At 64.9% G+C, this 17,725-nt stretch carries 16 protein-coding genes and 1 pseudogene; 4 read left to right on the forward strand and 13 right to left on the reverse strand.

The features are described 5' to 3' along the window. Positions 1–69: 69 nt before the first annotated feature. The 4 genes from VVT58_RS03675 (at position 70) to VVT58_RS03690 (ending at position 5,527) form a co-directional block, all read left to right on the forward strand. Positions 70–1,104, forward strand: a complete 1,035-nt coding sequence (locus VVT58_RS03675; protein ID WP_352000018.1) for an efflux RND transporter periplasmic adaptor subunit — start codon at positions 70–72, stop codon at positions 1,102–1,104. Next, on the forward strand, positions 1,101–4,190 hold the full coding sequence (locus VVT58_RS03680) for an efflux RND transporter permease subunit (RefSeq protein WP_327754136.1): 3,090 nt from the start codon (positions 1,101–1,103) through the stop codon (positions 4,188–4,190). The genes VVT58_RS03675 and VVT58_RS03680 overlap by 4 nt, the downstream gene beginning before the upstream one ends. Positions 4,191–4,274: 84 nt before the next feature. Continuing rightward, positions 4,275–5,222 carry a LysR family transcriptional regulator gene (locus VVT58_RS03685; RefSeq protein WP_327754135.1) on the forward strand — a complete coding sequence of 316 codons (948 nt, stop codon included), beginning with the start codon at positions 4,275–4,277 and terminating at the stop codon, positions 5,220–5,222. Continuing rightward, positions 5,219–5,527, forward strand: coding sequence for a hypothetical protein (locus tag VVT58_RS03690; RefSeq protein WP_327754134.1), 309 nt, complete (start codon positions 5,219–5,221; stop codon positions 5,525–5,527). The genes VVT58_RS03685 and VVT58_RS03690 overlap by 4 nt, the downstream gene beginning before the upstream one ends. Positions 5,528–5,540: 13 nt before the next feature. Here VVT58_RS03690 and VVT58_RS03695 read toward each other — a convergent pair whose 3' ends face one another. The 13 genes and pseudogenes from VVT58_RS03695 to VVT58_RS03755 form a co-directional block, all read right to left on the reverse strand. Continuing rightward, positions 5,541–5,762: a DUF2274 domain-containing protein gene (locus VVT58_RS03695; protein WP_327754133.1), complete on the reverse strand. Its 222-nt coding sequence runs from the start codon at positions 5,760–5,762 to the stop codon at positions 5,541–5,543. Next, on the reverse strand, positions 5,759–6,979 hold the full coding sequence (locus VVT58_RS03700) for a TrbI/VirB10 family protein (RefSeq protein ID WP_327754132.1): 1,221 nt from the start codon (positions 6,977–6,979) through the stop codon (positions 5,759–5,761). Before VVT58_RS03700 ends, VVT58_RS03695 begins: the two co-directional genes overlap by 4 nt. Continuing rightward, a complete protein-coding gene (gene trbG, locus VVT58_RS03705; RefSeq protein WP_327754131.1) occupies positions 6,976–7,992 on the reverse strand; it encodes a P-type conjugative transfer protein TrbG in 1,017 nt (338 codons plus the stop codon). The genes VVT58_RS03700 and trbG overlap by 4 nt, the downstream gene beginning before the upstream one ends. Beyond that, entirely contained in the window at positions 7,989–8,672 is a 684-nt protein-coding gene (trbF, locus tag VVT58_RS03710) for a conjugal transfer protein TrbF (RefSeq protein ID WP_208633296.1), read from the reverse strand. Before trbF ends, trbG begins: the two co-directional genes overlap by 4 nt. Positions 8,673–8,676: 4 nt before the next feature. After that, a pseudogene (gene trbL / locus VVT58_RS03715) lies at positions 8,677–10,058 on the reverse strand (P-type conjugative transfer protein TrbL). Then, positions 10,055–10,360: a putative entry exclusion protein TrbK-alt gene (gene trbK-alt, locus VVT58_RS03720; protein WP_327754128.1), complete on the reverse strand. Its 306-nt coding sequence runs from the start codon at positions 10,358–10,360 to the stop codon at positions 10,055–10,057. The pseudogene trbL and the gene trbK-alt overlap by 4 nt, the downstream one beginning before the upstream one ends. Before the next feature lie 9 nt (positions 10,361–10,369). Next, on the reverse strand, positions 10,370–11,092 hold the full coding sequence (gene trbJ, locus VVT58_RS03725) for a P-type conjugative transfer protein TrbJ (RefSeq protein ID WP_327754127.1): 723 nt from the start codon (positions 11,090–11,092) through the stop codon (positions 10,370–10,372). Continuing rightward, entirely contained in the window at positions 11,089–13,560 is a 2,472-nt protein-coding gene (trbE, locus tag VVT58_RS03730; protein WP_327754278.1) for a conjugal transfer protein TrbE, read from the reverse strand. The genes trbJ and trbE overlap by 4 nt, the downstream gene beginning before the upstream one ends. Beyond that, positions 13,557–13,826: a VirB3 family type IV secretion system protein gene (locus tag VVT58_RS03735; protein ID WP_327754126.1), complete on the reverse strand. Its 270-nt coding sequence runs from the start codon at positions 13,824–13,826 to the stop codon at positions 13,557–13,559. The genes trbE and VVT58_RS03735 overlap by 4 nt, the downstream gene beginning before the upstream one ends. Further along, positions 13,826–14,158: a TrbC/VirB2 family protein gene (locus tag VVT58_RS03740; RefSeq protein ID WP_327754125.1), complete on the reverse strand. Its 333-nt coding sequence runs from the start codon at positions 14,156–14,158 to the stop codon at positions 13,826–13,828. The genes VVT58_RS03735 and VVT58_RS03740 overlap by 1 nt, the downstream gene beginning before the upstream one ends. Continuing rightward, the gene (gene trbB, locus VVT58_RS03745; protein WP_405053733.1) at positions 14,155–15,093 is read right to left on the reverse strand and encodes a P-type conjugative transfer ATPase TrbB; all 939 of its coding nucleotides are present in this window, start codon (positions 15,091–15,093) and stop codon (positions 14,155–14,157) included. Before trbB ends, VVT58_RS03740 begins: the two co-directional genes overlap by 4 nt. 188 nt (positions 15,094–15,281) lie before the next feature. Beyond that, entirely contained in the window at positions 15,282–15,701 is a 420-nt protein-coding gene (locus tag VVT58_RS03750) for a CopG family transcriptional regulator (RefSeq protein WP_327754122.1), read from the reverse strand. After that, positions 15,698–17,725 (reverse strand): conjugal transfer protein TraG, encoded by a 2,028-nt coding sequence (locus VVT58_RS03755; RefSeq protein WP_327754121.1) that lies wholly within the window; start codon positions 17,723–17,725, stop codon positions 15,698–15,700. Before VVT58_RS03755 ends, VVT58_RS03750 begins: the two co-directional genes overlap by 4 nt.

The raw sequence follows: 17,725 nt of genomic DNA on the forward strand, positions 1-17,725 counted from the left end.
CTTGCAATTGGGGCGGTCACTTACTGGCATTTGGCGAGTCCCAAGAGCAAGCTCCCCACACACACGCCAGTGCCGGTAAGCACCGCTGTTGCTAGTCGACAGGATGTACCTGTCTATCAAACCGGGCTTGGCATCGTTCAGGCATCTTTGACCGTCGGCATTCGGCCCCAGGTCGATGGGACAATGCAGGACGTGGTATTCGTCGAAGGACAGAATGTAAGAAAAGGCGATGTGCTCGCGAGGATAGACCCACGCCTGTTCAAGGCTGCGCTCGACCAGGCTCTGGCAAAAAAAGCTCAGGATACCGCGCTGCTCGTTTCCGCCAGGAAAGATCTCGAGCGGTATAAGGCATTGGTCCTGTTGGAGGCGATAGCGCGGCAAACCGTCGACCATCAACAGGCGACAGTCGATCAACTGGAAGCATCCATTGCCGCAGACGAAGCCGCGATCGAGACGGCGCGAACGCAACTCTCCTACACGACAATCCGCGCGCCAAACGACGGACGGATTGGTATTCGCTCGGTCGATCCTGGCAACCTGGTGCATGTATCCGACGCACAGCCGATCGCCGTGCTGACGCGGATCAGGCCGTCGGCAGTTCTGTTCAGTTTGCCAGCGCGCTTCCTCGACGACGTTCGTGGCGCTTTGGCCGTCGGTGCGGTTGAAGTGACGGCATTGGACCAGGACAATTTGCGTCCCCTCGGCACCGGAAGGCTCCTCCTCGTGGACGGTACGGTCGATCAGGCCACCGATACCATTCGTCTGAAAGCCATCTTCCCCAATGATGATGAACGGCTCTGGCCTGGTGAGTTCGTCAACGCGCGTTTGTTGCTCAAGACACTCGACAATGTCGTCGTGGTTCCATCGGCTGCGGTCCAACGAGGGCCGAAGGGCTTATTTCTATGGCTCGTGACAGGGCATAACACGGCTGAAACCCGACAGATCAAGACCGGGCCGTCGAGTGGCGATCTGACGGTGATCACGTCGGGTCTTCGCGAGGGTGAGCGTGTTGTGACGGCGGGACAGTTCAAGCTGAAGCGCAATGCGCAGGTACAGATCAGGGCCACGTTATCGATGTCGCCAAGGCCCGAGGGCGTTAGGTGAATCTCTCCGCACCATTCATCGCGCGGCCAGTCGCAACGACATTGCTGATGGCGGCCTTGGCGTTCCTCGGCATTGCCGCATTTCCGCTCCTGCCCGTGGCTCCGCTGCCGCAGGTGGATTTCCCGACCGTTCAAGTCACCGCGACGCTTAGCGGAGCGAGCGCTGAGACGATGGCTTCATCAGTTGCGACGCCGCTGGAGCGCCAACTCGGGCAAATCGCGGGCGTTACCCAGATGACATCGGTTAGCGCTCTGGGCGCGACATCCATCACGGTTCAATTTGATCTCGATCGCAACATCGATTCCGCTGCGCAGGATGTGCAGGCGGCGATCAACGCCGCATCCAAGACCTTGCCGCAATCGATGACGACGCCGCCGACCTATAAGAAGCTGAATCCGGCCGACGCACCCATCCTCGTCCTTTCGGCAAGTTCAGACACCATCCCGCTGACCGGCGTCAATGAATATGCCGACAATTATCTCGCCCAGAAAATCTCCCAAGTCCCCGGCGTGGCCCAGGTTTCGCTCGGCGGCGAGCAGAAGCAGGCGATCCGTATCCAAGTTGATCCAGCCAAGCTCGCCTCGCGCGGATTGACACTCGAGGAAATACGGCCCGTCCTTGCCAGCGCCACGACAGAGAGTGCCAAGGGAGCACTCGACACTGGCAAGCTGAGCTTCACAATTCGCGCAAACGACCAGATCACCGAAGCAAAAAAATTCGATGATGTCGTACTCGCTTACCGTGACGGCGCCCCTGTCAGAGTCAACGACGTCGGTCAGGCAGTTTTCGCCGCATCCGATCGAACCGCGGCGGCCTATGACAATAATAAGCCCGCGATCCTTCTCACGATCTATAAGCAGCCAGGCGCCAACGTCATCGACACCGTTGACCGGATTAAGGCGCAACTGCCCAGCCTCACAGTCGACATCCCACCGGCCATCACGATCCACACCGTTCTGGACCGAACGACCACCATCCGCGCCTCGGTGCACGACGTCGAGTTTACGCTCCTCTTGACCATCGGTCTCGTCGTGATGGTGGTCCTGCTTTTCCTGCGCAATATCTGGGCGACGGTGATCCCGAGCGTCACGATCGTGCTCGCGCTGCTGGGATCGTTCGCAGCCATGTATATGCTTGGCTTCAGTCTCGACAATCTGTCTCTGATGGCCTTGACGATAGCTGTCGGCTTCGTCGTCGATGACGCGATTGTCGTCGTCGAAAATATCTACCGTCATCTCGAAAATGGAGTGCAACCCTTTGAAGCTGCGCTGAAAGGCTCGCGCGAGATCGCATTTACAGTGCTATCCATCAGCTTCTCGTTGGTCGCCGTTTTCATCCCGCTTTTGCTGATGGGTGGAATTGTCGGCCGTTTGTTTCGAGAGTTTGCTCTAACCGTGACGGCGGCGATCGCAGTCTCAGCGCTGGTGTCGCTCACGCTCGCGCCGATGCTCTGCTCGCGCTTCATGCGCCGGGAGGAGCCCGCGGGTCACGGCCGCGTCTACCGCGCTCTCGAAGCGTTCTTCAACACGATGCTGTCCGGCTATCAACGCACGCTTGACATTGTGCTGCGCCATCAGGCGGCCACCCTGGGCGTGTTCTTCCTGACGGTGATGCTGGCCGTGGTCATGGCCATCCAGATACCCAAAGGCTTTTTTCCAATTCAGGACACCGGCCTGATCGGCGGCTTGGCGGAGGCCGCTCAGGAGGTGTCGCCCGAGGAGATGAAGCGTCTCCAACGCCTGCTCGGCGATGTCATTCTCAAGGACCCTGGTGTCGAGGGAGTTGCCTCATGGACAGGGAGCACCGGTGGCAACGGCAATGCGCAGACTGCGAATACCGCTCGCTTTTATATCGTTCTCAAGCCGCGCGATGAGCGCACGAAAACAGCATCCCAGATTATCGATCGTTTGAGACCGCAAATTGCAAAAGTCCAGGGCGTCAAGCTCTCCATGTCAGCGACACAGGACATCACCGTAGGCGGCCGCTCTTCGCGCGGCAGTTTTCAATATACCTTGCGGAGCGCCGATAACATCGAGTTGACTACGTGGACGCAGAAGATGCTCGAGAAAATGCGCGAACTGCCGGAACTCGCGGACGTTGCCACTGACCTTCTCGCTGAAGCGCCACTGCTCACCGTGGACATCAATCGGGACCAGGCCTCGCGCTTTGGGATTTCGGCACAAATGATCGACGATACGCTCAACGATGCCTACGGACAGCGACAGGTCACGCAATATTTCACTCAACTCAGTACATATCCGATCATTCTCGAGGCGACGCCGTCACTGCAGCGCACGCTTGCATCGCTTGATCGGCTCTATGTGCGGTCTCCGCTGACGGGCACTCCGGTAGCGCTTTCCGCGCTTGTGAAAGTGGATACCTCCCACATTGGCTCATTATCGGTAACGCATCAGGGCCAATTTCCGGCTGTTACCCTGTCGTTCAATCTTCGGCCTGGTGTTGCGTTAGGGGAGGCTGTCACCGCCATCAACCGTGCCGCAGATGAGATTAACATGCCGGGGACAGTGACCGGCGCGTTCCAGGGTAATGCGGAGGCGTTCCAGGCATCTCTGTCGACGATGCCCGTGCTTATTATCGCCGCGCTCGTCGTAATCTATATCATTCTCGGCATCTTATATGAGAGCTTCATTCATCCGTTGACCATCCTGTCCACATTGCCGTCGGCCGGCGTCGGGGCGCTGCTTGCGCTGTGGATGGGAAATATGGATCTTTCGGTGATCGGCATCATCGCGATCATCCTATTGATCGGCATCGTCAAGAAAAATGGCATTATGCTGGTCGATTTTGCCATCGTCGCCGAGCGAGACCGGCATCTTACGCCAGCCCAAGCCATTCGCGAGGCGTGTCTCTTGCGTTTCCGCCCTATCCTGATGACGACGGGGGCGGCATTGATGGCTGGCATTCCGCTCGCGCTCGGCACCGGCACTGGTTCGGAGCTGCGTCAACCGCTCGGCTATGCGATAATCGGCGGACTTGTGTTTAGTCAGTTGCTCACGCTCTACACGACGCCGGTAATCTATCTTTATCTCGGCCGGTTCCAAATATGGATAAAGAAAAGTGACTAAATTTACTTATTCCGCTCAACATAAGGCAACTTTAAAAATAAGCCATAGTTCCGCGATTTATTACGTATAATTATAGGAAAATATTTGACTGAACTTCGTCAACTTCGCTATTTGATCGCAGCGGATGAGGCAGGTAGCTTCAGCCGAGCGGCCCGCAATCTGAACATCAAGCAAGCCACACTCAGCCGACACATCCTGCAAATCGAGAAGCGCCTAGGCATGGTGCTCTTCAACCGCATGACGCGCGGCGCTACGCTGACGCCGAACGGTATGATCTATCTGCGCACGGCACAGCGCATCGTAAGGGAGTTCGAGGAACTAAACGCTTGGGTCCGCGCCACGAACGACGGTCATGTCGGCAATCTCGGTATCGGCTTCTACACCTCTTTCTCCGCTGGCAATTTGCGCGCGACCGTGACCGAGTTCGGCGAACGCTATCCCGATGTCAGGGTGCGCGGGTTCGAACGAGACCGCGATATGCTGCTGGCCGGCATAGAGAACGGCCTGCTCGACATCGCGATCATGATTGGCGAAGCGCCTTACCGGGGACTGATGAGCCGCCCATTCTGGAGCGAGCGTATATTGGTGGCGATGCCGGAAGGCCATCCGCTGGCCGAACGCGAACGCATCCACTGGACCGACCTGACCCGCGAACGCTTCCTGTTGACCGAACGAGATCCCGGCCCAGAGACGCGCAACATGCTTTTGGGCAAGCTCGGGATGCCCGGCTACACGCCCGAGATCGACATGAACGACGTTAGCCGTGAAACGGTGCTGAGCGCCATCGCGCCGGGCGGGCACATGTCGATCGTTGCGGAATCAGCGCTCGGCATCCAGGTGCCGGGTGTTGTGTTTCGCGAAGTTCACGAGACCAACGGCCACATACGAGTCGGTTTCTCGGGCTACTGGCGCGACGACAATGAGAATGCGGTGTTGCGTCGGTTCCTCGATTTTGTGGCCGTCCGCTATTCGCTACCGCCCTTGTCGGGGTCGCATCCTCCGCCTCAGCAATCAGAATTGGGACCGCCATGACGCAGGGCAAGACACTCATCATCGTGCTGATAGCACTAATCGTCGGATTCGGGGCGGGCATCGTCCTACGGCCGGTGATTATTCCTGTCGGTCAGACAAGGGCCGTCGCCGGCCCACCTCTTGCCGCCCCGGCGCCCCCCGGGGCACGCAGCACGCAATATTTCGCGGCGCATCTAGATGAAGGGCGCCGGATCGTGGCAGGCTGCGCGCAGGGAACGGTGCGCGGCGACGAGTGCGCCAATGCCGAACAGGCCGTCACCGAGGCCGATGGCCGGGATCGCTTCAAGCGTTTCCTGGGCAAGTAGGGCGGACGCTCCCTCACTTCGCCTGGGCGCGATGCCGGCGAAAGGCGCGATCGGTCTCCATGAACCGGGTCAGCATCGGCGCGACCAGCTTGTCGGGTTTGGCCGGCGGTTCCCCGGTCTCGGCGGCGAGTGCGGCGGCATAGGCAACGAGATCGCGATGGACGGCGGCGGGCAGTTCCACCGTGAACTTGACCGGCCGGTCATCGGCCAGCGGCCCCAGCTTCAATTTCGTCATTGTGTGCCTCCAACGGGTTCGAGCACCAGGTCGCGCGTGATGACCACGCGCAACGGATAGCCCGGCCGGATGGTGAGCGTCGGCTGCACGTCCAGTTGTCGCCGCACGATCTGCTGGCCGCTCTGGTTGATGGTGTCCTGGCTTGCCCGGCGCAGGGCGCGGGTGAGATCGTCGTCGCCATCCGCGCCCAGCTCGGCGCCCACGCCGAGCAGCGTCGAGATGGCGGCGGCTTTGAGCATGTTGCCCCAATGCTGGTCCACGCGGTCCTGTAGCCCGGCGAAGCCCGCTGCATCGGCGCCGGGCTGGCGTTCGAGAACGATCGAGCGGCCGTCGGGCATTATCAGCCGGTCCCAGACAAGCAGCACGCGGGTCTGGCCGGCGGCGATGTCGCTGTCATATTCGCCGATCAGCCGCGCGCCTTGGGGGATGAGCAGGATGCGTCCGGTGATGCTGTCATAGACGTTGGCCGTCACCTGGGCGGTGATCTGACCGGGAAGGTCGGAACGGATGCCGGTGATGAGCGCGGCCGGGATGATGCTGCCCGCCTGGATGATGTTGGGCGATGCGGGCGGTGCAAGCCGTTCGACGCTAACCGTGCGCTGGTTGGACGCCTGCGCCATGAAGGCGCGCTTGGCGGGCTGGTCTCCCTGCGCCGCACCGCCAACTTGCGGCGCCGCCGCCTGATCCGGCGCGATCGTGGCAGGCTGCACGGCCGCGCCGGCATTCTGTGCGCTGTGGCCCAGGAACACCGAACTGGTGCGCGCCGCGTCGCGTTCCTGGATGATACGTTGCCGAGCAGCCTCCGCCGCCTGCGCGCGAGGATCGGTCGGCGTGCCGGAGGAACCGATCGCTGACACGGGCACGTTCTCGCCGCGCTGCTGTGCCGAAACGATGGGCCGGCCAAGATCGCCGGGAAGCGGCAGGCCAAGCCGAGGCGCCTGCGTATAGTCTTTCGGCGCTGACGTGATGGCCTCGGCCGTTGCGCGGCCATTGGTGTTGTAGAGTTCCTTGGCCTCGCGATGGCCTGCCGGTTTAAGCGCATAGATCAGCGACCCGCCGATGCAGAGGCCGGTGGTGATGCCAAGGACAGCCAGGGCTTTACGCGACAGGCGCATGACGCGCGGCGTCGGCCCACGAAGCTGAAAGGCTTGCGGATCGGATGCGGGCGCTTGCGGGCTTCCCGTTTCCGGTGCGGGCGTATCGGCGGGATCGCTCACGGCCGCCCCTTTCGTCCGTCGTCGCGCTCGATGCGCACACGCTGTTCGCTGTGCTTGTCGCCCAGGCGCAGCTCGGCGGCCGCGAACAGGCGGTCCACCACCATGTAGCGGCCCTGGACGCGATAGTTGACCAGCTCGGCACTGCCGGCCGCGCCGATCACGAACAGCGGCGGCATCTCGCCCTGCGAGATCCCGGCTGGAAACTCGATATAGACCTGTCGGCCATCGTCGAAGGCGCGCAGCGGCTTCCACGGCGCGCGGTCGCCGTCGATGCGGTAGCGGAAATTGAGCGCGGCGACGTTCACCCCGGTCGCCACAGGCGCGACAGAGACCGCCGCCGCGTTCCGGCCCGCCAACGCAAGCAGCGTATCGTGCGGATAGATCCAGGAGACCGACGCCATGTAGGTAGCGGGCGTGGCGCGCAGTTCCAGATGGTAGGTGCGCCTGTCGCTGTTGATGACGAGGTTGGTCGTGATGTCGGGCCGGGTGGGCTTGACGAGGATATGCACGCGCGCGGTAGGACCGGCGCCGCTTGTCGTATCGCCGATGATCCAGCGCACGGTATCGCCAGCCGCGACCGGGCCTGGCCCGACGAGTTTCTCGCCTTCCTGCAAGGCGATGTCCGTCACCTGGCCGGGCGCGGCATAGACCTGATAGAGCGCGCCGTCGGTCCACGGATATTGCTGGATGGAATTGAGGAAACCGTCGCGCACGGGCTGCATCCGCGCCGCCGCATTGGCCGCGCTGACGCGCTTGCGGGGATCGGCCGGCTCGGTCGTTGGCGTGCTCTGCGCCACCGGCTTCAACTGGCCAGGCAGTGGCAAAGGCTCGGGGATCGTCACCACCTTGACCGGCTTGGGCGGCTCGGGCGCAAGCGTTGCAGCGACCTCGGCCGGCGGATTGTCATAGGAGATGGCGGGTGGATTCGCCGATGTGGTGGCGCACCCGCCGAGCGCCGCGGCGGACGCGAGCAGGACCGCCGAGGCGGCGCGATGGAAAGGCACATGCGTCATTGCGACAGCTCCTTTGACCAGTTGAGGGCGTTGACGAAGACGCCGAGCGGGTTCTTGCGCAGCGCGTCGGGCGTGCGCGGCGGTTGCACGACGATCGTGAGGATGGCCGACCAACGCTCGGTCGCGGCGAGGCTCCCGTCCTGGTAATGGCGTTCGGTCCAGGCGACGCGGAAACTGTCGGGCGAGGCCCGGATGACGCTCGACACGTCCACCGCGACCTGCGCCTTGCCGATCTGCGCGAACGGGTCGTTGGCGCGGGCGTAATCGTTGAGCGCCGCCGCGCCCTTGTCGGTCGTGAAGTCGTAAGCGCGCAACCAGTTCTGCCGCACCACGATCGGATCGTCGGGGATCGAGCGCACCTCCTCGATGAAGCGGGCGAGGTGAAAAGCGATCTGCGGATCGGTTGGATGGTAGCCGGCCTCGGCGGGCGCGACGGCCTGGGCCTGGCCCAGCCGATCGACCTCGACCACCCAGGGAACGATGGTGCCGCGCGCCGACTGCCAGACGAGACCGCCTGCGAGTCCGCCGGCGAGGGCCAGCGCGCCGAAGAAGGCGAGGCGCCAGTTCTTCGCCTGGACGCGGGCGGAGCCGATCCGATCGTCCCACGCCTGCACGGCGCGTTGATAGGGCGTGACGGGTTCGGGCATCTGGCCGTAGCGGATTGTCGGGCGTCGGAACATGGGCTCAGTCCTTCTCCTTGATGTCGGGGCCACCGCCGCCGCCGTGGCTGTCGCCGGCCTTCATCGTGTGGGTGAGAATGGTGGCGCCGTGCGTGACGGACTGCCGGTGCTTCATTGCAGCAGCCCAGGCGGGGGCGCCGGAGGCGCTGGCAGCAGGGACTGAACCGGCCGCGGCGGTGGTGGCAGCGGGTGCAGGGCCGCCGGTGATGGTGCCGCCGGTGGCGGTGAAGCCGCCACGCGCGCCGGAACGGAAGCTGGTCTTCATCGCCGCGCCGCCCTTGGCGGCCGCGTTGCGCAGCGGCGAGAAGACGGCATTGGCCGCGCTTCCCGCCGCGGCCTGACCGGCTGCGGCCATGCCGCCCGCGACGGCGCCGGCGCCGGTCTTGCCGAGGAGCCGAGGCTGTAGGCGCTCGTAGCACCTCCCGCCATCTGCGCACCGCCGCGCGCGGCGGCGGCGGTCATCCGGCCGGCCGTGCCCATAGCGGAACCGGCGGCGCCCATGCCGAGGCGCGTGAGCGCAGCGCCGCCAACCAAAGCGCCGCCTGCCGCCAGCGCCGTGCCTGCCGCGGCGCCCGCCCCGAGTTGGGGGCCGCCCGAGACGATGCCGTTGGCGATGCCGGGGCCGAAGATAGCGAGGCCGAGCAGCGACAGTGCTGCGAGCGCGATCGCCATGACTTGATTGATGTCCGGCTCGACACCGAGGTTGGCGCTGGTGAACTGATTGAACAGCGTCGTGCCGATGCCGGTGATGACGGCGAGCACCAACACCTTGATGCCGGTCGAGACGACATGGCCCAGCACGCGCTCGGCCATGAACGCGGTCTTGTTGAAGAAGGCGAAGGGAAGCAGGACGAACCCGGCGAGCGTGACCAATTTGAACTCGATCAGCGTGATGAAGACTTGGACGGAGATGATAAAAAACGCCAGCACCACGATCAGCCAGGCGATCAGCAGCACGAGGATCAGCGCGAGGTTGGCGAAGACGGCCCAGAGGCTGGAATACTGGCCTGCCGCGTCGAGCAGCGGCTTGGCCGCCTGAAGGCCGGTGGCGGCGATCGTGCCCGGCTTCATAAAGTCCGCGATCGACATGCCGCCGCCGCTCGCCTGGAGGCCGAGCCCGGCGAAGCTCTCGAAGACGATGGTGGCGAGGTTCTGGAAGTTACCGATGATGAACGCGAAGGTGCCGATGTAGAGCGTCTTCTTGACGAGCCGCTGAAGCACGTCCTCGTCCGCGCCCCAGGCCCAGAACAGGCCGGCGATGGTCAGGTCGATGGCGATGAGCGTGGTCGAGAGAAACGCGACTTCGTGGCCGAGCAACCCGAATCCGCTGTCGATGTAGGTGCTGAAGACCGACAGGAAGGTGTCGATGACGCCGGTGTCGTTCATGGCGCGACGCCTTCGGCATCGGTCGGCATGTTCCCGTCGCTCGGGTGCCCGGGCGCGGGCATGGCCTGGTGAAAGAAACGGCGCCGGTTTGCGGCCCAGGCTGCTTCGCAGCCGCTATCGGGCATGGTGAGCGTGGCGCAGCGATCCAGTTCGCGCGCGAGCCGGTCGTGACCTTCGTCCGCCACTGCGGCTGCCTGTGGCGCGGCTGACGGCTCGCGGTCGTCGGTGGCCGCAAGGATCGCCACCGCCATCATCATGCCGGCCAGCGCCGCCACCCCCGCGATCTTCGCCGTGCGCGACATCGCCCGGCCTCAGTTGCCCATGAAGCGGCGGAACCGCTCACGGCCTTCGGCTTCCTCGGCGGTTTGCCGGGCGGATTGCAGCGCCTGCGCTCGGCCCTGGGCCGCCACGGCGGCGGTGAGGTCGGCGATCTGCTGCGATTGCAGCGCCAGGAGCTGGTTGCCCGCCTGCGTCGCCTGAAGCGCGCCGGTCGCCGACTGGCTGGCCGAGACCAGGCCGTTCATCGTCGTGCGCTCGCCCTCGATATTGCCGACGACGCCGGCCTGGACGCGCATGGCGTCCTCGAACGCGCCGACGCTATCTTCCCAGCGTGCATTGGCGTTGGCGACCATCTGCGCGTGATCGCCGGTCAGCGCCGCGCCCTTGTAGCGGTCGGTGAACGCCTGCTGGACGTTCTGCACGTCGTAAGCGATGCGCTGTGCCTGCCCGAGAAGTTGCTGCGTGCGTTGCACCTGTTGCTGCAACTGCTGGAGCGAGCTGAACGGCAGCGACTCCAGGTTCCGCGCCTGATTGACGAGGCTCGTCGCGGCTTGCTGGATTTGCTGGATCTGGTTGTTGATCTGCTGGAGCGAGCGGGCCGCCGTCAGCACGTTTTGAGCATAATTCGTCGGGTCATAGACGATCCCGCCGAAGCCCAACTGTGCATGGGCCGGCATCGGCGCGATCGCCGGCAGGGTCGCCATCGTAGCGAGAGCGCCGGCCATGAGGGCGCGGCGAATGGCAGGCAGTTTCATGGTTCGATCTCCATATCTGGCGTGAGCGGGAGTTCGGGCTCGCGGTCGGACACAGGGTCCGGCAACAGCTCGACGACCCAGGCGCAGCCGCGATGGCGCAGCCATTCGGCGGCGAAGGCGGGGGCGCCGTGGGTTTCGATGATCTCGGCGATGGCGAGCTGATCGGTCTTGGCCGAGGCGGCGGCGAAGGCCAGCGCGACCTCGCCCAGCCCCAATTCAAACAGCCGGTTGCCGCGCCGCGACTGGCAGTAATAATCGCGCTTGGGCGTCGCCCGGCTGAGGATTTCGATCTGCCGCGCGTTGAGGCCGAACCGCTCGTAGATGGCCGCGATCTGCGGTTCGGCCGCGCGTTCGTTGGGCAGGAATATCCGCGTCGGGCAGGATTCGATGATGGCCGGCGCGATGGCGCTCGTCTCGATGTCGGCGAGGCTCTGCGTGGCGAAGATGACGGAAGCGTTCTTCTTCCTGAGCGTCTTCAGCCATTCGCGGAGCTGCGCGGCGAAGGCCGGGCTGTCGAGCACCAGCCAGCCCTCGTCGATGATGATGAGCGTCGGCGAACCATCCAGCCGGCCTTCGATCCGGTGGAACAGATAGGACAGCACGGCCGCGGCAGACCCGGCGCCGACCAGGCCCTCGGTCTCGAACGCCTGAACCGACGCCTCGCCAAGCCTCTCGGACTCGGCATCGAGCAGCCGGCCCCACGGCCCGCCGATGCAGTAAGAGGCGAGCGCCTGCTTGAGCGTCTGCGATTGTAGCAGGACGGTCAGTCCGGTCAGCGTGCGTTCCGGCATCGGCGCCGACGCCAGCGAGCCGAGCGCAGACCAGATGTGCTCCTTGGCCTGCGGATCGACCGCGACGCCTTCGGATGCGAAGATCGCTGCCAGCCATTCCGCCGCCCAGGCGCGCTCCGCCGGATCGTCGATGCGGGACAGCGGCTGCAACTGGACGCCGCCATCGTCGTCACCGGAAAGACCGCCGCCCAAGTCCTGCCAGTCGCCGCCCATGCCGAGCGCGGCGGCGCGGATGCTGCCCCCGAAATCGAACGCGAAGACCTGGCCGTTCTCGTAGCGGCGAAACTGCATCGCCATCAGCGCGAGCAGCACCGATTTTCCCGCGCCGGTCGGGCCGACGATCAACGTGTGCCCGACATCGCCGACGTGAAGGGAAAACCGGAACGGGGTCGAGCCTTCGGTCTTGCCGTAGAGCAAGGGGGGAGCGCCGAAATGCTCGTCCCGCTCCGGCCCCGCCCATACCGCTGACAGGGGGATCAGGTGGGCGAGATTGAGCGTGGAGATGGGTGGCTGGCGGACATTCGCGTAAACTTGGCCGGGGAGACTCCCCAGCCATGCCTCGATCGCGTTCATGCCCTCGGGGATGACGGCGAAGTCGCGGCCCTGAATGACCTTCTCGACCAGCCGCAGCTTTTCGGCGGCGATGGCCGGGTCGCGGTCCCACACCGTGACCGTCGCGGTGACGTAGGCCATGCCGGCATAGTCCGCGCCCAGCTCTTGCAGGGCGGTGTCGGCGTCGGCCGCCTTGTTCGAGGCATCGCTGTCGAGCAGCGTCGAAGCCTCGTTGGTCATCACCTCTTTCAGGATCGCCGCGATGCTTTTGCGCTTGGCGAACCATTGGCGACGGATGCGCGTCAGCAGCCTGGTCGCATCGGTCTTGTCGAGCATGATCGCGCGGGTGGACCAGCGATACTCGAAGGCCAGGCGGTTCAGCTCGTCGAGCAGGCCGGGAAACGTGAGGCTTGGGAATCCCACGACCGTCAGAGCGCGCAGATGATGATCGCCCAGCTTGGGTTCGAGACCGCCGGTCAGCGGCTCGTCGACCAATAGCGCGTCGAGGTGCATGGGCGTCTCGGGGACGCGCACGCGCTGGCGCCGGGTCGAGATCGTTGAATGAAGGTAGGTCAGGGTCTCGCCATCGTCGAGCCAACGGACCTCGGGGACGAAACCGTCGACCAGACCCAGCACGCGGTCGCTGCGGTCGGCGAAGTTCTTGAGCAACTCCCACGGATCGACCCCGGACGTCGAGCGGCCCTCGTAGAGCCAGCCTTCGGCCCGCGCGGCTTCCTCGGCGGGCGGCATCCACAACAGGGTCAGATAATAGGCGCTCTCGAAGTGGCTGCCCGCTTCGCGGAACTGTTCGCGCCGCTCCATGTCGACGAGCGCCGAGACCGGATCGGGAAACACCGATTCCGGATAGTGGAGCGCGGGCGTCCGCTGCGCCTCGACGAAGATGGCCCAGCCCGAGCCAAGGCGGCGCAGCGCATTGTTCAGCCGCGCGGTGGTGGCGACCAGCTCGGCCGGCGTGGCGCTGTCGAGATCGGGGCCGCGAAAGCGCGCGGTGCGCTGGAACGAGCCGTCCTTGTTTAGAACGACGCCTTCGCCAACCAGCGCCGCCCAGGGCAGGAAGTCGGCCAGATGCGCGGCCTTGTTGCGGTATTCGCGCAAGGACATCATGGCCGCATCCACGCGGGATAGCGAAGGTGCCGCCGGGCCACGTCCACGAACTGCGGGTCATGCCGAGCGGCCCAGACCGAAATCGCATGGCCGATCGCCCAGATCGCCAGCCCCGCGATCCAGAGACGCAGGCCGAGGCCGATCGCACCGGCCAGCGTGCCGTTGACGATGGCGAGCGCACGGGGGGCGCCGCCAAGCAATATCGGCTCGGTAAGCGCCCGGTGGACGGGGGCGAAGAAGCCCGCGATCGGGTCGCCGGCGTCCATCAGATCAGCGCCCCGCCGCCAAACGAAAAGAAGCTGAGGAAGAAGGAGCTGGCGGCGAACGCGATGCTGAGGCCGAAAACGATCTGGATCATGCGGCGCGCACCACCCGAGGTATCGCCGAACGCCAGCGTCAGGCCGGTGACGATGATGATGATGACCGCGACGATCTTCGCCACCGGCCCCTCGATGCTTTCGAGGATGCTTTGCAGCGGCGCCTCCCACGGCATCGACGATCCCGACGCATAGGCGGGAACGGCAGTGGTCAAGGCGACGAGGCTGGCGGTTACGGCAAGGGCGGCGCGACGTGCGCGGCCCGACAAGGCGTGGATCATGGTGTAGCTCCTTGGGGTGCGGGTGTGAGAGAGGTCAGCCGGTAGTCGCCGGTCGCGGCGTCGAGCCCTTCGACGCGGGCCAGCTCTGCGAGGCGCCGGCCGTGGCCGTCGCGGACCAGGACCGCGATCAGGTCGATGGTCTCGGCCAGCAGCACACGCGGGACCGTGACGACGGCCTCCTGGATGAGCTGCTCCATGCGGCGCAGCGCGCCGAGCGCGGTGCCGGCATGGATCGTGCCGATGCCACCGGGATGGCCTGTGCCCCAGGCTTTGAGGAGATCGAGCGCCTCGGCGCCGCGCACCTCGCCGATGGGAATGCGATCGGGCCGCAAGCGCAGCGATGAACGCACGAGATCGGACAGCGAGACGATGCCGTCCTTGGTCCGCATGGCGACAAGATTGGGCGCGGCGCATTGCAGCTCGCGCGTGTCCTCGATCAGGACGATGCGGTCGGTGGTCTTGGCGACCTCCGCCAACAGCGCGTTGACCAGCGTGGTCTTGCCGCTGCCGGTGCCGCCCGCGACGAGGATATTGGCGCGACTGGCGACGCCGTGCCGCAGCGCCGCCGCTTCGGCGGCCGACATGATGCCGGCCGTCGCGTAATCATCGAGCGTGAACACGGCGACCGCGGGCTTGCGGATCGCGAACGCCGGAGCAGCGACCACGGGCGGGAGCAGGCCCTCGAACCGCTCGCCGCCTTCCGGCAGCTCAGCCGAGACCCGCGGCGAACGGGCGTGAACTTCGGCGCCGACATGATGGGCGACCAAGCGCACGATGCGTTCACCGTCCTGTGCGGACAGCGTGAGGCCAGTGTCGGAAATCCCCTCGCCCAGCCGATCGACCCAAAGCCGGCCGTCGGGGTTCAACATCACCTCGATGACGGCGGCATCATCGAGCCAGGCGGCGATCGACGGCCCGAGAGCGGTGCGCAGCATTCGCTCGCCGCGTGCATTCGCCTCGGATCGGATCGAGTGGATGGACAAGAGATGGCCCCTGAATTGGGCCGGGCGAACTACCGCCCGGCATCAGGGACACATCAAGAAAGGCAGAATAAACCGGGATTCAACAAGGAAATGCGGTCATCGTAGTCTGGCGCAGAGATACAAGAACTGGCGTAGTTTGCTTATTCTTCTTGAGCCGCAAAGTCCTCGCCGATTTCCTGTTTGACCTTCGGACCTTTCGCGAGTCGGCGGCCCAGCGCCTCGATGAAGGCGTCGTAGCGATCGCCGCCCTGACGGCGCAGGACAGCCCGTTCCGCCTCGGGTGGCGGTGGCGTGTTCGACAGCCAGAAACGGACAAACAGCGCGATCATTTCGACGCCGATCCCGACATCGCGCTCCAGCCGGGTCTGGCGGCGGTCGAGCCGGTCAAGCCGCTTGGCGATGGCGGCCTCTCGCTGCTCGTCGGCGTCGGGCGAGAGGAAGGATGCGATGGCGGCCTCGGCGACCAGCGAGCGCGATTTGCCCCTGCGATCGGCATAGGCGGCGAGCGCCTGCATCACCTCCGGGTCGAGATAGACCGAGAACGGTGTCTTGGTGGTCATAGCTCGATGCCGTCGTCGGGATCGAGCGACGCCTGCTGCGCCATATCCTGCATGTGGCGCCGAACCGTGGCCTGCCTAACCGCGTCCGTATCGGGTTCGTCCAAGTCGAACTCGTTGGCGGGCGCCGGGGTGGGCGGAGGCGCGATGTCGACATGGCGCTCGATTTCCGGCTCGCGCCGCAGGTCCGCGTTCGTCGCATCGTCGTCGGCCCTGGATTTCTTCTTGCCAGCCTTTTTCTTCTTCGGCTTTTTCGGTTTTGCGTCCTCGGCAGGGTCGGGCATCGGTGGCGCAGAGACCGGCGCCAATGCGCTCCAATCGTCGGGTCGCGGTTGCCCGACGCCGGCCTTCGGGTCCGGTGGCGACAGCACCCGCTCCGTAAACCGGCGATCCTTGAAGTAGCGAATCTTCTTGGCGCGGATCGGATGCACGCCCGCGACCATGACGATCTCGTCGGCGGCCGGGAGCTGCATCACCTCGCCGGGCGTGAGGAGCTGGCGGGCGGTCTCCGAGCGCGACACCATCAAATGCCCCAGCCAGGGCGACAATCTATGGCCGGCGTAATTCTTCATCGCCCGCATCTCGGTGGCGGTGCCGAGCGCGTCCGAGATACGCTTGGCGGTGCGCTCGTCATTGGTCGCGAACGAGACGCGCACATGGCAGTTGTCGAGGATCGCGTTGTTGGGGCCGTAAGCCTTCTCGATCTGATTGAGCGATTGGGCGATGAGGAAGCATTTGATCTTGTAGCCGGCCATGAACGCGAGCGAACTCTCGAAGAAATCCAGCCGGCCTTCGGACGGAAACTCGTCGAACATGATGAGCATGTCCTGGCGCCCAGCCGCGGGCCTCAGATCTTCGGTCAGGCGCCGCCCGATCTGATTGAGCATGAGCCGGATGAGCGGCCGCGTGCGCGAAATGTCCGACGGCGGCACGACCAGGTAGAGCGTGGTGGGCCGCACGTCGTCGACCAGATCGGCGATGCGCCAGTCGCAGCGGCGCGTCACCTCGGCGACCACGGGATCGCGATACAATCCCAGGAACGACATGGCGGTCGAAAGAACACCCGACCGTTCGTTGGCCGACTTGTTCAACAATTCCCTCGCAGCCGACGCCACGACGGGATGGACGCCGGCCTCGCCCAGATGCGGGGTGGTCATCATGGCGCGCAGGGTGGATTCGATCGGCTGGCGCGGGTCGGACAGGAAGGCGGCGACGCCGGCCAGCGTCTTGTCCTCGCCGGCATAGAGGACATGGAGGATCGCGCCGACCAGCAGCGCATGGGACGTCTTTTCCCAATGGTTGCGCTTTTCGAGCGACCCTTCGGGGTCGACCAGCACATCGGCGACATTCTGCACGTCGCGCACTTCCCAGGCGCCTTTGCGGATTTCGAGCAGCGGGTTGTAGGCGGCCGATGCGGCATTGGTCGGATCGAACAGCAACACGCGCGTCTGCCGCGCGCGAAAGCCGGCGGTCAGCGTCCAGTTTTCACCCTTGATGTCGTGGACGATCGCCGAGCCCGGCCAGGTGAGCAGCGTCGGCACAACCAGACCGACACCCTTGCCCGACCTTGTTGGGGCGAAGCAGAGCACATGCTCGGGGCCGTCGTGGCGGAGATAGTCCCGCCCCAGCCGGCCAAGCATGACGCCGTTGGGCCCGAGCAGGCCCGCCGCCTCCGCCTCCTGGCGTGCCGCCCAGCGGGCCGAGCCATAGGTTTCGGCGTTCTTCAGCTCCCGCGCCCGGCGCACCGACATGGCGATGGCAATGATGAAGCCAAGGAAGCCGCCCGAGGCCGCGATGCACGCGCCGGTCTCGAATATCTTCGGCGCGTAGGCGTCGAAGAAGAACATCCAGATGAAGAAGGCGTAGGGCGGATAGATCGGCCAGTCGCCCAGCATGAACCACGGCGGGCCGAGTTGCGGTTGGTAATCCAGCGCCGCCGCCGTCCATTGCGTCGCGATCCAGACCGTCGCGAGGACGATCGCGAAAACGGTGATGACCTGGCCCCAGAGAATCTTCGTGGCGGGCAT

Origin of the sequence: Sphingobium sp. SJ10-10 (assembly GCF_036038995.2) — a bacterium.
Lineage (GTDB): Bacteria > Pseudomonadota > Alphaproteobacteria > Sphingomonadales > Sphingomonadaceae > Sphingobium.